12 protein-coding genes are annotated in these 13,840 nt (G+C 66.9%); 3 read left to right on the top strand and 9 right to left on the bottom strand.

The window, feature by feature from the left end:
- Nucleotides 1-53: 53 nt before the first annotated feature.
- From ACFW0B_RS04910 to ACFW0B_RS04885, 6 genes are all read right to left on the bottom strand, one after another.
- The gene (locus tag ACFW0B_RS04910; protein ID WP_449146837.1) at nt 54-2,360 is read right to left on the bottom strand and encodes a tetratricopeptide repeat protein; all 2,307 of its coding nucleotides are present in this window, start codon (nt 2,358-2,360) and stop codon (nt 54-56) included.
- 91 nt (nt 2,361-2,451) lie between these two features.
- Complete coding sequence (locus ACFW0B_RS04905) at nt 2,452-2,853, bottom strand: hypothetical protein (protein ID WP_449146836.1); 402 nt, start codon at nt 2,851-2,853, stop codon at nt 2,452-2,454.
- Between the two features lie 71 nt (nt 2,854-2,924).
- A complete protein-coding gene (locus ACFW0B_RS04900) occupies nt 2,925-3,371 on the bottom strand; it encodes an NfeD family protein (RefSeq protein WP_449146835.1) in 447 nt (148 codons plus the stop codon).
- A 4-nt stretch (nt 3,372-3,375) separates the two neighbouring features.
- Complete coding sequence (locus tag ACFW0B_RS04895; protein WP_449146834.1) at nt 3,376-4,296, bottom strand: SPFH domain-containing protein; 921 nt, start codon at nt 4,294-4,296, stop codon at nt 3,376-3,378.
- A 67-nt stretch (nt 4,297-4,363) separates the two neighbouring features.
- On the bottom strand, nt 4,364-6,148 hold the full coding sequence (locus ACFW0B_RS04890; RefSeq protein ID WP_449146833.1) for a GspE/PulE family protein: 1,785 nt from the start codon (nt 6,146-6,148) through the stop codon (nt 4,364-4,366).
- Nucleotides 6,149-6,251: 103 nt separating this feature from the next.
- Nucleotides 6,252-6,566 carry a hypothetical protein gene (locus ACFW0B_RS04885; protein WP_449146832.1) on the bottom strand — a complete coding sequence of 105 codons (315 nt, stop codon included), beginning with the start codon at nt 6,564-6,566 and terminating at the stop codon, nt 6,252-6,254.
- A gap of 126 nt (nt 6,567-6,692) precedes the next feature.
- On the opposite strand from ACFW0B_RS04885, the gene ACFW0B_RS04880 reads away from it, so the two are divergent.
- Nucleotides 6,693-7,160, top strand: coding sequence for an Lrp/AsnC family transcriptional regulator (locus tag ACFW0B_RS04880; protein WP_449146831.1), 468 nt, complete (start codon nt 6,693-6,695; stop codon nt 7,158-7,160).
- Nucleotides 7,161-7,274: 114 nt separating this feature from the next.
- Here ACFW0B_RS04880 and ACFW0B_RS04875 read toward each other — a convergent pair whose 3' ends face one another.
- Together ACFW0B_RS04875 and ACFW0B_RS04870 are read right to left on the bottom strand one after the other, a co-directional pair.
- Entirely contained in the window at nt 7,275-7,952 is a 678-nt protein-coding gene (locus ACFW0B_RS04875) for a DUF502 domain-containing protein (RefSeq protein WP_449146830.1), read from the bottom strand.
- Between the two features lie 25 nt (nt 7,953-7,977).
- Nucleotides 7,978-9,342 (bottom strand): CYTH domain-containing protein, encoded by a 1,365-nt coding sequence (locus ACFW0B_RS04870; RefSeq protein ID WP_449146829.1) that lies wholly within the window; start codon nt 9,340-9,342, stop codon nt 7,978-7,980.
- A gap of 138 nt (nt 9,343-9,480) precedes the next feature.
- Here ACFW0B_RS04870 and argE point away from each other — a divergent pair, with 138 nt between their 5' ends.
- Both argE and argA read left to right on the top strand, forming a co-directional pair.
- Entirely contained in the window at nt 9,481-10,638 is a 1,158-nt protein-coding gene (gene argE / locus ACFW0B_RS04865) for an acetylornithine deacetylase (protein ID WP_449146828.1), read from the top strand.
- Between the two features lie 116 nt (nt 10,639-10,754).
- On the top strand, nt 10,755-12,053 hold the full coding sequence (argA, locus tag ACFW0B_RS04860; protein WP_449146827.1) for an amino-acid N-acetyltransferase: 1,299 nt from the start codon (nt 10,755-10,757) through the stop codon (nt 12,051-12,053).
- Nucleotides 12,054-12,183: 130 nt separating this feature from the next.
- On the opposite strand, the gene gshA is transcribed toward argA, so the two are convergent.
- On the bottom strand, nt 12,184-13,770 hold the full coding sequence (gene gshA, locus ACFW0B_RS04855) for a glutamate--cysteine ligase (protein ID WP_449146826.1): 1,587 nt from the start codon (nt 13,768-13,770) through the stop codon (nt 12,184-12,186).
- Nucleotides 13,771-13,840: the final 70 nt, after the last annotated feature.

Genomic DNA, 13,840 nt, shown 5'->3' with positions numbered 1-13,840 from the left:
CGCCCGCGCCGTAGTTCAACCGCGCTGCCCACCGGTCATCGCGCCGGTCCGGCCTACTCCCGTCTCAGCGCCGGGTCGTCCGGGTTCTGCTGCTCCAGTTCCGCCAGCAACGCCTGGACCTTCTGGATCTGCCCGGCCTCGCGCCAGTAGTTGATCAGCGCCAGGCGCGCTTCGCGGTTGGCGGGGTCGCGTTCCAGCAACTCTTCCAGGCGATGGCAGGCCATCTCCAGTTGGCCGCTGTCGTGCAGGGCCACGGCGTAGGCGTAGTCGTACTGGCTGTTCTGCGGCTCCAGGCGGACGGCTTCGGCAAAGGCCGCGAGTGCTGCCGGCAGATCGCCCTTGCGCACCAGCATCAGGCCATTGGCGTGCTGCAGCAGGGCGGACTGCGGATGCTCCCTGAGGCCTCGCTCGAGCAGGGCGCGGCCTTCCTCCCAGCGGAAGTTGCCGTCCAGCCATTGCACCAGGGCGACCAGGGCCGGGAGGAATTCCGGGTCCCGTTGCAGCGCCGTGCGCAGGCGCGACTCCACGGCGTTGCCGCGCCCGTTGGCCTGATAGAGCAGCGCCAGGTTGAAGTTGGCCTCGGCGCGCTCCTGCAGGTCGAGTTGCACTGCTTCGTATTCGGCGATGGCCTTGTTCCAGGCGCTCTCGTAATTGCCCAGCCCGGTGGCGCGCAGGCCCAGCAGCTCATGGGCGGCGGTGATGCGCACGCCACGCACCGGGTCGGTGAGCAGCGGCGCCAGCAGGTTGCGGCGCTGCTCCGGCGGCACCAGGGCCGCGACCGCCCGGATCGCCGCCAGGCGCACTTGCGGTGCGGGGTGCGTCAGGTCCCGTGCGGCGGCCTTGAGCGCCCGTTCGCTGGGATAGGCCGGCAGCTCCGCCAGCAGGGTGGCGCGGCGAATGGCCGGCAGCTCGCGGATTTCCAGTTGCTGGTAGAGCGCCCGCGAGGCGCCCGGACGGCCATTGCGAATCAGCCACAGGCTTTCGTCGTAGCGGGGTGTGCCGGACTGGTCTTCGCCGTACCAGAGGCGGAACTGTTCGGCGACCCTGTCCCCCGGCTGGTCGCGGTGGCAGCCGAGGCAGGCATCCGGGGTGCCCAGGCGCAGGGCACGGGCCGGGTTGGGCAGGGTGAAATCGTGGTCATGGCGATAGTCGTTGACCATGAAGAACTTGCCCGGCATGTGGCAATCCACGCATTGCGAGCCGGCTTGCCCCTGGGCGTGATGGTGATGCTCGGGGCTGTCGTAGTCCTTCGCCTGCAGCCCCTGGCCGTCGATCCCGGCGATGCCAGTCTTGCCCGACGGGTTGTGGCATTGCAGGCAGAGGCCGTTGCCTGGCACCTTGAGCGCCGTGCTGTGGGGATTGTGGCAGGTGCTGCAACGCAGGCCCTTGGCGAACATCCGGCTCTGGGCGAAGGATGCGTACTCGAACACCTCCTCCTTGATCTTGCCGTCCAGCTCGTAGAGTTCACGGGTCAGCGCGCTGGGCAGGTAGTCGTCCATCAGGCGGTTTTCCTGGTGGTAACCATCGTCCAGCGGCGCGCGACGGGAATGGCAGCGGGCACAGGTTTCCACGGCCCGGATCCTGCTGGTGCCGCTGAGGTCGATGGCGAAGCCGGCGTTCTTCGCGTCGAGCTTCTTCGCGGCCCAGTCGAGATGGCGGGAAGCCGGGCCGTGGCAGGCCTGGCAGCCGACGCCGAGGCTGTGCCAGCGGCTGGAGAAGCGATCGGCGACGGGATTGTAGTTACGCCTGAAGCCGGTGCTGTGGCATTCCACGCACATGAAGTTGGCGTTCTGCTGCGGGCGGCTCCAGTGCAGGGGATTGCGGAAGTCCACGCCCTGTCCGGGGTAGAGGTGGAACCAGGTGCGCTTGTCCACATCCCAGGCCACGCCCAGGGCCTGCAGGCGGCCGCCGCCGACCTCGATCAGGTACTGCTGCAGCGGCGCGACGCCGAAGGCGTAGGCCACACGGAAGTCGGCCGGCTTGCCGTCGGCGCCGGGGGTGTTGACCCAGAAGCCGCCGTCCTTGCGGAAGAAGCGGGTGGTTTCGCCTTCGCCCTGGAAGCTGACGTCATTGAAGTCGCCCAGCACGCTGGCGTCGGTGGCTTCCTGCATCGCCAGCTGGTGGTGGCTGCCCCGCCAGTCATCGGCCTGCCGGGCGTGGCAGCCGGCGCACTGGCCTTCGTCCACCATGCTCGCGATCTGGCTGCCGGCCTGGGGCGGAACCTTGCCCGGCAGGGCACTGCCGCCGCCCTTGAGGTACAGCCAGGCGCCCAGTCCGAGCAACAGCAGCAGAGCCGCCAGGACCGGGTAGACCGGGTGCCGGACAGGCTTGGGCGGGGCATTCTTGTGGTGCTTCGACATGCAGACATCCGCTGTACAGGCAAGCGTGCTTCACGGGCGTGCAGGTTCGATGAATGCCCCGGAGGCCGTCAAGGCTGCATGTCGATCCCGCTCAGCGATAGCGGATGATGATGCCCTTGAGTTTGCGACCCTCGATGGTTTCCACGTCCCGCGCCCAGAGCGGCCCGCTAACGTAGGCGGACACCGGCTGGATACGGTCGTAGACCACCACCACGGCATTGCCGCCGATCTTCGCCGCTTCCTCGCGGAGCTTCTGTTCGATGTCGGTGACCGGCGGTGGCGGCTCGGTGCTGGCGTCCACCACCACTTCGCCGAGGCGGTCGTGGGGGCGCAGGGGCTCCCGGCGCAGCACTTCGACGCTGGCAGGATCGGTGGGCGCCGCGTGGGGTACGCCGACGTATTCGGTGGTCTGCGCGTCCATGTTCGCGCAGGCGGCAAGCAACAGCAGGACGCCCGCCACGAGCAGCGGACGCAGGTGCTGGGTGACTGACATTTCGATGCTCCCTTTGCAATCGCCAGGATCGGCTATGCAAGCCTAGCTGGCGATGGCGAGCCAGGCGGGGATCAGACGGGCTCCACCCGGAGCAGCACGCCGTCCTGGCCGATCACCCGGACCTGGCTGCCGGCAGGCAGGTCCGGGCCGGACACCAGCCAGAGGGAATCGCCGGCGCGGATCTTGCCGCGGCCGTCGCGGATGGCTTCATGCAGGGCGAACTGGCGGCCGATGAACTCCTGGCCGCGCTGGTTCAGACCAGGCTGCTCGGAGGCCTTCGCGGCGCTGCGCTGACGGCGCCACCAGTAGACGGCGGTGAGGATCGACAGCACGCCGAAGAGCAGGAACTGGATGGCCCAGTGCAGTTCCGGGACGACGAAGGTGAGCACCCCGACGCAGGCGGCGGCCACGCCTATCCACAGCAGGTAGCCGCCAGCGCCGAAGACTTCGAGGATCAGCAGCAGGGTGCCGAGGGCCAGCCAGTCCCAGTAAGTCAGGTGCTGGAGGTAGTTCCACATCGTTTCAGCCCTTCTTGTCGTCGAAGGTGGCGCGGACGATCTCGCCAATGCCGCCCACGGCGCCGATGATCTGGCTGGCTTCCAGCGGCATCAGCACCACCTTGCTGTTGTTGGCGCTGGCCAGGCTGCCCAGTGCCTCGACGTATTTCTGCGCGACGAAGTAGTTCACCGCCTGCACGTTGCCCTGGGCGATGGCCTCGGACACCATGCGGGTCGCCTCGGCTTCGGCCTGGGCGCCACGTTCGCGGGCCTCGGCTTCGAGGAAGGCGGCCTGACGCTGGCCTTCGGCCTTGAGGATCTGCGCTTGTTTCTCGCCTTCGGCGGTGAGGATTTCCGCCTGGCGGCGGCCTTCGGCTTCGAGGATCTGCGCGCGCTTGAGGCGCTCGGCCTTCATCTGGCTGGCCATGGCTTCCACCAGGTCGGCCGGCGGGGTGATGTCCTTGATCTCGATGCGGGTGACCTTGATGCCCCAGGGCGCAGTGGCTTCGTCCACGGTGCGCAGCAGGCGCTCGTTGATCGCGTCGCGCTGGCTGAGCATGGCGTCCAGTTCCATGGAACCGAGCACGGTGCGGATGTTGGTCATCACCAGGTTGCGGATGGCGTGCTCCAGGTCGTTGACCTCGTAGGCCGCCTGGGCGGTGTTGATCACCTGGAAGAAGCACACGGCGTCGATGGTGACGATGGCGTTGTCGGCGCTGATGGCTTCCTGCGGCGGGATGTCCAGCACGCTTTCCATCACGCTGAGCTTGCGGCCGATGCGGTCCATCACCGGCACAATGATGTTCAGGCCCGGCTTGAGGGTGTTGGTGTAGCGGCCGAAGCGCTCCACCGTCCACTCGAAGCCTTGCGGCACGACCTTGAAGCCCATGAAGACGATGGCGATTGCCAGGGCGACGAAGAGAATGACGACACTGCCGATTTCCATGGGATCTGCTCCTTCTGCTGGCTGTATCTCGGTGACTGGAGCCCCTCCGCTCCAGCCGCCAAGCATTTCATTTCTGCTCGCTTTGTGGCGTGACCCGCAGCACTTCTTCGATGGTTGTCAGACCGGCGGCGACCTTTTGCGCGCCGGACAGGCGCAGGCTGCGCATGCCTTCCTTGAAGGCCGCGCGGCGCAGGGCGAGGAGGTCGGTATCGGCGGTGATCAGTGGCTTGATGCCGTCGGACAGCAGCATGATCTCGTACACCCCGGCGCGGCCCCGGTAGCCGGTGTCGCGGCATTCCAGGCAGCCGACGGCGCGGTGGGCGCCGGTGGGCAGCGGCGCGCTCCAGGGCTTGGTCAGGCTGGCCCAGTCGTCCTCGCGCAGCTCCATCGGCGCCTTGCAGTGCGGGCACAGGGTGCGCACCAGGCGCTGGGCCATGACCCCGAGCAGGGTGGCGCGCAGCAGGTAGTAGGGCACGCCCAGTTCCAGCAGGCGGGTGATGGCGCTGGGGGCGTCGTTGGTGTGCAGGGTGGAGAGCACCAGGTGGCCGGTCAGTGCGGCCTGGATCGCCATCTCGGCGGTCTCCAGGTCGCGGATCTCGCCGACCATGATGATGTCCGGGTCCTGGCGCATCAGCGCGCGCACGCCGCTGGCGAAGGTCAGGTCGATGTTGTGCTGCACCTGCATCTGGTTGAAGGCGCCTTCGATCATCTCGATGGGGTCTTCGATGGTGCAGACGTTCACCTCGCTGGTGGCCAGCTGCTTGAGCGTGGTGTAGAGCGTGGTGGTCTTGCCCGAGCCGGTGGGGCCGGTGACCAGGATGATGCCGTTGGGCTGGTTGGTCATGCTCAGCCAGCGGCGCAGGTCGTCCTGGGAGAAGCCGAGCTGGTCGAAGCTCTTCAGCAGTACTTCGGGGTCGAAGATCCGCATCACCATCTTCTCGCCGAAGGCGGTGGGCAGGGTCGACAGGCGCAGCTCCACTTCACCGCCGTCCGGGGTCTTGGTCTTGACCCGGCCATCCTGGGGCTTGCGCTTCTCCGCCACGTTCATCCGCCCGAGGCTCTTCAGGCGGCTGACCACTGCCATGGTGACCTGCGGCGGGAACTGGTAGACGGTGTGCAGCACGCCGTCGATGCGGAAACGCACGGTGCCCTGCTCGCGGCGCGGCTCGATGTGGATGTCGCTGGCGCGCTGCTGGTAGGCGTACTGGAACAGCCAGTCGACGATGTTGACGATGTGCGCGTCGTTGGCGTCCGGCTCCTGCTCGCTGGAGCCGAGCTTGAGCAGCTGCTCGAAGTTGCCGACGCCGCTGATCTTCTGGTCCACCGCGCTGGCGCCGCTGACCGACTTGGCCAGGCGGTAGAACTCGAGGGTGAACTTCTGGATGTCGACCGGGTTGGCGACCACGCGCTTGATCGGGCGCTTGAGCACATGGGTGAGGTTGCCCTCCCAGCTCTGCACGAAGGGCTGGGCGCTGGCGATGGTCACCGATTCGCTGTCGACCGCCACGGCGAGGATCTTGTGGCGCTGGGCGAAGGCGAAGGACATCAACGGGGTGATGGCGGCGACGTCGATCTTCAGCGGATCGATGCGCAGGTAGGGCTGGCCGGCGAATTCGGCCAGCCAGCGGCTGAGGGTTTCCAGGTCCAGCTTCTTGCCGGGACGCTTGAGGTCGTCCACCTGCTGGCTGGCAAGAAACTCCAGGGGATGCTGCTGGTTGTTCACCGCGCTACGGCGAATGGCCAGGCAATGTTCGGCCTGGTCCTGGCTCAGGCGGCCCTGGGCCACCAGTTCGCGCATCAGGTCGTTGAGGTCCAGCCAACGATCCTGGGCGGGTGAGGCAAAGGCGGACATGCATGCTCCTCGGTCACGCTGCTCAGTCTGGAAGAGTAGTCAATCGCTCTTCTCGCGGGACGGCAAGCATGCCCGATTCGCAGGCTTTCAACTAAGTCCTGGATCAAGGAACGGCGGCGTGCTCCAGCTCCACCGAGAACACGCTGACCAGCGAGCGCATCTTCTGCGCGATGACTTCCGCCCGGTGCGGCGTCAGCCCCGGCTGGCGCAGTTGCACCAGCAGGTTGTCGCCGAGGCGGTTCACTTCCAGCCAGTGCGGCACTAGTTGCAGCTGGGCGAAGAAGCCCAACAGGCGACCGAGGATGTCCGCTTCCGCCTCGGCGATGATCGCAAACTGCATCTCGCAGGCCTGGAGCTGGGTGGTGCGCGGGTGCCAGTGGTCTTCGCGGGGGGCGGTGGCGGTCTGCAGGCTGAGCATGGCGGATTCCTCGGTAGGGATGCCGATAGTTTTCCAGCCTTTTGGCGGATTTTTCTGCCTGAATAACGCTGATGCGCAGGTCCTTTGGATAAACTTTCCTGGAATTTATATGAACCAGGAATTTTTATGCCCATCACCCTGGATAGCTACGACAAGCGCATCCTCGACCTGCTACAGGAGGACGCGAGCCTTTCCACCGCCGAAATCGCCGAACGGGTGGGGCTGTCCCAGTCGCCCTGCTGGCGGCGTATCCAGCGTCTGAAGGAGGAAGGGGTGATCCGCCGCCAGGTGACCCTGCTGGACCGGCGCAAGGTCGGCCTGAATGCGCAGATCTTCGCCCAGGTGAAACTCAACGCCCACGGCCGCTCCAACCTCACCGAATTCGCCGAGGCCATGCGCCGCTTCCCCGAGGTGCTGGAGTGCCACGTGCTGATGGGGGCGGTGGATTTCATGTTGCGCATCGTTACCAGGGACATCGAAGCCTACGAGCGCTTCTTCTTCGAGAAGCTGTCGCTGGTGCCTGGCATCCAGGAAGTGAACTCCATCGTCGCGCTGTCGGAGATCAAGTCCACCACGTGCTTGCATATCGAATAGGGTGCAGGGGCGATTTCAATCGCCGAACTTGTAGGAGCTAGCTTGCTAGCGAAAAGGAGCCATTCGCTGGCAAGCCAGCTCCTACGGGCAATGCAGTCACCTGCAAATTCGCCCCTACACGAGAGCTTCAGGAGGCTTTGGCTCCTTCGCCAGCTTCCCGGCCTGGTGCGGCGGCGTAAGGCCCATGGACAGGTAGATGCCGGTCAGCCCTTCCACGCCCATCTCCGCTGGGCGGACCCACTCCACCGGCACGTAGATCAGCCCGCCGCCCACCGGAATCGGGGCGGTGGGGACGAGAATGGCGCAGTAGGGACGGCCGTCCAGTTCGAAGGTTTCCGGATTCGGGCGCAGGGCCAGCACGGCGGCGCCGTCGCCACCGAACAGGCACCAGACCGGGCTCATGGCAGCGATGTCGGCGTTCTGGCTGCGGTCCAGCAGGGCGACGAAGCGGTCCGCCAGGCTGTACAGGCTGCCGATCAGCGGCGCACGGCGCAGGGTCATGTCCAGCAGCCAGGCCAGCGGCCGGCGCAGGCCGAGCTGCACGGCCAGGCCCAGGGGATACAGGCTGCCCAGCAGCACCAGGGTGCCGACCAGATAGGCCAGCGCCGGGTTGCTCGCAAAGGGCTGGCCGAGGGCGCCGAGGAGCTGGCCGATCACCGTGGAGGGCCCCACCAGCCGGTTCAGCAGGCTTACCAGCCAGGCCAGCAGGGCCAGGGTCAGCACCAGTGGCAACAGGGCCAGCAGGCCGGTGAGCCAGGTGGTGATCACGGAGCGGAAGCTTTGCCTGAACATGGTGGGGTTCCTCGGCGCCAGGGCCTCAGCGGGTCAGCGCCTTCCAGCTGCGCAGGCTGATCAGGGCCTGCGCCTGCTCGCTGCGCGCGGCCAGCACTTCCGCGTCCAGCGGCTGGGCGGCCAGTTCGGCGAGCTTGGCCAGTTCACCGTAGGCACGGTCGACTTCCGGCACCTCCAGCACCTGGCGCGCCAGGCGCAGCCAGACCAGCAGGCGCTCGATGCGCGGAAGCTGCTCGGACAGGTCCTCGGGCTGGCGCTTGTAGCGATCCAGCTTGAGGGCTTCGCCTTCTTCGGCCAGGAGACGTGGCAGCCAGTTGCCCAGCACTGCCTTGCCCTGGCGGTTGCCGCGCTCGTTGCGCTCGACGGTCCAGGCGCGGGTCAGCAGCCAGCGGGATGTGTTGAGGGAGAACAGGCCCCAGCGGGTGCCGGCGAGTTCTTCGGCAAACTGCTGCGGCGCGGCGTGGCGCACGGCTTCATCCTGCTCACCGGCGCGCACGCGCGGACGCCAGTCGCCCAGAAGGGCGTCCAGGGCTTCGCGCAGGTCGTGGCTGCTGGCGCGCGGGGCGGCCTGGCCGAGGCTGCCGATCAGGGCGCGCAGGTCGATGAGTTGCTGCAGCCAGTCCGCCAGCAGTTTCCAGTGGCTGTTGAAGCGGTATTGCTCGGCCAGGCGCTGGCTGCTGCCCAGCAGGTGCCAGGCGAGCGCCGCGAAGGCGTCGTCCAGCGGCAGTTCGGCCGACAGGGCCGGCGCCGGCAGGCTGAGGTGGTAGCTGTTGGCGTCATAGAGGCGATAGCCGCGTTCGGCCTTGCTGATGTCGCAGGGCATCAGCGGCAGATCGGCGGCGAGCTCGGCGGCCAGCTCCAGCAGGGCTTCGGGTTCGCCCTGGCGCAGTTCCAGTTCCAGCTCGCAGATGTCTTCTTCCTGCTTGCCGGCGATCACCTTGCCCTGGTCCAGGGCGGCCTCGATCACCACCTTGGCCTTGCCGCGGCCCCAGGCGATCTCGGCACGTTCACGGTGGAAATCGGTGGTGAAGATGGGCTTGAGCTGTTTCTTGTCCAGCTCGGCGAGGCTGGCGGGCCAGCAGTCGTCGGTGAGTTTCTTCGGGTCCAGCCTGGCCTTGTCCAGGTACCAGTCCCACTCATTGCGCTCGGACAGCCCTGCCACGCTCTGGCCGCGGGTCTTGAGGGTCTGGATGAACTGTTCGCCGTCGCGGCGCAGGCGCAGGGCCACGCGGGCCCGGGCCAGGTCGCGGTCGGGCGTGTCGAAGTACTGGTTGAAGAGTTCGCGGCGTTCCCAGCCGGACTTGTTGCGCTTCTTCAGCAGCGGGTGGTCGCGCAGGGCAGCCAGGGTCTCGCGGCTGGCGCGAAGCTTGATTTCGGTCTCTTTGTTCATCGCCGGGGTCTTCGGACGCAGCCAGGGGGTGGCTGCCAAGGCGGTGAAGTTTACAGGACGGGCCGCTCCCGTGCCGCAGCGGTTTCGCCGCGCGCAGCCTTGGGCCTATGATGATCGTTCGTCCGTGGAGGCCTCTCGATGTCCGTTCCAGACCTGAAATCCCAGTTCGCTGCGCTGATCGCTACTCCTTCGGTGAGCTGCACCCAGCCCCGTTGGGACCAGTCGAACCAGGCGGTGATCGAATTGCTGGCTGCCTGGCTCGGCGACCTCGGTTTCCGCTGCGAGGTCCAGCAGGTCGCGCCGGGCAAGTCCAACCTGCTGGCGACCTACGGCACGGGCCCCGGAGGCCTGGTGCTGGCCGGCCATAGCGACACCGTGCCCTTCGACGCCGCCCTGTGGAAAACCGACCCGCTGAAACTCAGCGAAGCCGGCAATCGCTGGTACGGCCTGGGCAGCTGCGACATGAAGGGCTTCTTCCCCCTGGCTATCGAGGCGGTGCGCGGCCTGCTGGACCAGCGCTTCCAGCAGCCGCTGATCATCCTCGCCACCTGTGACGAGGAAAGCTCCATGGCCGGCGCTCGCGCCCTGGTGGAGGCCGGCAGGCCCCTGTGCCGTGCGGCAGTGATCGGCGAGCCGACGGGGCTCAAGCCCATCCGCCTGCACAAGGGGGTGATGATGGAGCGCATCGACATCCTCGGGCAGAGCGGCCACTCCTCCGACCCCAGCCTGGGCCACAGCGCCCTGGAGGCCATGCACGCGGTGATGAGCGACCTCATCGAGCTGCGTGGCCAGTGGCAGCAGGAGTTCCGCAATCCGCAATTCAGCGTGCCGCAGCCCACGCTGAACCTTGGCTGCATCCACGGTGGCGACAACCCCAACCGAATCTGCGGCCAGTGCAGCCTGGAGTTCGACCTGCGCCCGTTGCCGGGCATGAATCCGGAAACCCTGCGGGCGGTGATCCGCCAGCGCCTGCGCCCGGTGGCCGAGCACTATCAGGTGAAGATCGACTTCAAGCCGCTGTTCCCGGAAGCGCCGCCGTTCGAGCAGTCGCCGGAAAGTGATCTGGTGCGCCTAGCCGAAAGTCTTACCGGCCATACCGCGCAATCGGTGGCCTTTGCCACCGAAGCACCGTATCTTCAGCAGCTCGGTTGCGAGACCCTGGTGCTCGGCCCCGGCGACATCGCCTGCGCCCACCAGCCGGACGAGCATCTCGAACTGTCACGGATCGAGCCTACCGTTGCGCTATTGCGCCAGCTCATCCAGCATTACTGCCTGCAATCGGCCACCAAGTCCTGACCCCGGAGGGTTTCCGTTGATGCTCCTGCGACGACGATAACGCGCCGCCTCACCTTCATTCCCGGCAAGCCGGGGATCGCACTCGTCAATTCGCTCTATGACAGGCTCACGGAACCATGCCCGACTACGTCAACTGGCTGCGCCACGCTACTCCTTACATCAACGCCCACCGGGACTGCACCTTCGTGGTGATGCTGCCCGGCGAGGGGGTCGCTCACCCGAACTTCGGCAATATCGTCCACGACCTGGTGCTGCTGCACAGCATGGGCGTGCGCCTGGTGCTGGTGCACGGCTCGCGCCCGCAGATCGAGGCGCGCCTGGCCGCGCGCGGCCTCACCCCGCACTTCCACCGCGACCTGCGGATCACCGACGGCCCTACGCTGGAATGCGTGATCGAAGCCGTGGGCCAGTTGCGCATCGCCATCGAGGCACGCCTGTCCATGGATATCGCTGCCTCGCCGATGCAGGGCTCGCGGCTGCGGGTGAGCACCGGCAACTTCGTCACCGCGCGCCCGATCGGCGTCGTTGACGGCATCGATTACCACCACACCGGCGAAGTGCGCCGGGTGGACCGCAAGGGCATCGGCCGCCTGCTGGACGAGCGCACCATCGTGCTGCTGTCGCCGCTCGGCTACTCGCCCACCGGGGAAATCTTCAACCTTGCCTGCGAGGACGTTGCCACCCGCGTCGCCATCGACCTGGGGGCGGACAAGCTGATCCTGTTCGGCGCCGAGCGCGGCCTGCTCGACGAATCCGGCAAGCTGGTGCGCGAGCTGCGTCCACAGCAGGTGCCTCCACACCTGGCGCGCCTGGGCAGCAACTACCAGGCCGAGCTGCTCGACGCTGCCGCCCAGGCCTGCCGCGCCGGGGTCAAGCGCAGCCACATGGTCAGCTTTGCCGAGAACGGTTCGCTGCTTACCGAGCTGTTCACCCGCGATGGCGGCGGCACCCTGGTGGACCAGGAACAGTTCGAATCCCTGCGCGAAGCCACCATCGAGGACGTCGGCGGCCTGATCGACCTGATCACCCCGCTGGAGGACCAGGGCATCCTGGTGCGCCGTTCACGGGAAGTGCTGGAACGGGAGATCGAGCAGTTCACCATCGTCGAGCGCGATGGCCTGATCATCGCTTGCGCGGCGCTCTATCCCATCGCCGACTCCGATGCCGGCGAGCTGGCCTGCCTGGCGGTGAATCCGGAATACCGTCACGGCGGCCGGGGCGATGAGTTGCTCGAACGCATCGAGGAGCGCGCCCGCGCCCTGGGCCTGAAGACCCTCTACGTCCTCACCACCCGCACCGCCCACTGGTTCCGCGAGCGCGGCTTCCAGCCCAGCGGCGTCGAGCGGCTGCCGGCCGCGCGGGCCTCGCTGTACAACTTCCAACGCAATTCGAAGGTGTTCGAAAAGGCCCTCTGAACCCCATTCCTTTCTGTGGGGGCGATTTCAATCGCAAAGCAGGCCGAAGGCCTGCCCTTCGCGCTTGCAGGGGGGCAGCGGAGCTGCCCTTAGCGAATGAATTCGCCCCCACAAGGTTTCCCTGGCGCGATCAGTTGCTGATCAGGCCCAGGATGCTCGCCTGATAGGCGGCGACGAAGGTGTCGAAATCCACTTCCGGCTCGGCTTCCAGGCGTGCCTGTTCGTCCAGGGACTGGCGGGCCATGGTCTCGAAGCGGTCCTGGTCCTCGGCGCTGAGCGGCTGGCTGCGGAAGTAGTCGGCATGCTGGCGGCTCTGGCGCAGGGCGAACTGGCTGAAGCTTTCGCCACGCTCGCGCATTTCCGCCAGGACCTGTGCCGATGGGGTCAGCTCCGGGTTGGCGACCTTGGCACGCTGGGCGGCCAGGGCCTCGGCGTGTGCCCGGTCACCTTGGGCGGCGTCCAGCAGTTCGGCGGTGCGGGCGATGCGGTCGAGCAGTTCATCGGCCCATTCGGTCAGGCTGGTGGTATGGCCGTGGCGCTGCAGTTGCAGGCCGGGACGGCGGCCTTCCTTGACCACCCGCTGGAAGTTGTCGGTGGCGCTGCGGCATTCCTCGCCGGCCATCGGCGGGCTGTCCTGCAGGGCGCAGAACAGCAGGAAGGCATCGAGGAAGCGCGCTTCGGTCAGGTCGATGCCCAGCGGCAGGAAGGGGTTGATGTCGAGGCAGCGCACTTCCACGTACTGCACGCCACGGGCCATCAGTGCCTGGATCGGGCGCTCGCCGGTGTAGGTGACGCGCTTGGGGCGGATCGACGAGTAGTACTCGTTCTCGATCTGGATGACGTTGGTGTTCAGCTGCACCCATTCGCCGTTCTGCTTGGTGCCGATCTCGGCATAGGGCGGGTAGGGGGTGGACACTGCCTGGCGAAGGCTCGCCAGGTAACTGTCGAGGCTGTTGTAGCAAGGGGTGAGGCCGGCCTGTGCGTTGTTCTGGTAGCCCAGGTCGCTCATCCGCAGGCTGGTGGCCCAGGGCAGGAACAGGGTGTCGGCGTCGAGGTTGTCGAGGTCGTGCGGACGGCCGCGCAGGAAGCTCTTGTCCAGCGCCGGGGCAGCACCGAACAGGTACATCAGCAGCCAGCTATAGCGGCGGAAGTTGCGGATCATCGCGATGTAGCGCGCCGACTGGTACTCGCGGTCGCTCTGCGGATCGCCTTCGGCCTGCTTGAGCAGCGGCCAGAGCGCCTCGGGCAGGGAAAAGTTGTAGTGGATGCCGGCAATGCACTGCATGGTCTTGCCGTAACGCACGGCCAAGCCCTTGCGGTAGATGTACTTCAGGCGGCCGATGGGCGAGGTGCCGTAGTGCGCGATGGGGATGTCTTCCTCCGCCGGCAGGCGGCAGGGCATGGAAGGGCTCCAGAGCAGTTCGTCGCCGAGCTTGTCCAGGGTGAAGCGGTGGATCTTCTCCAGGTCCGCCAGGGTCTTCGCCGGATCGACCTCGGCCGGCGTGATGAACTCCAGCAGCGATTCGGAATAGTCCGTGGTGATCTGCGCATGGGTCAGCGCCGAGCCCAGGGCGGGGGAGTGTGGCGTCAGCGCCAGTTGGCCATTGCCGTCGACCCGCAGGCATTCACGCTCGATGCCGTGCAGGCAGCGAGTGAGCAGGGGCAGGTTGGCGCGCTCGCCGAGCAGGGCCAGGCGGCGGGAAAGAAGATCGCTCAATTTGGAATCCTTCACGCGTCGGTCGCCCCAATATGGGGGTGGACCTAACTGTCTACAAGAGGCGGACTTG

The organism is Metapseudomonas phytobenefica (assembly GCF_043392685.1).
GTDB lineage: Bacteria > Pseudomonadota > Gammaproteobacteria > Pseudomonadales > Pseudomonadaceae > Metapseudomonas.
This window is presented reverse-complemented; position numbering and strand designations above follow the sequence as displayed.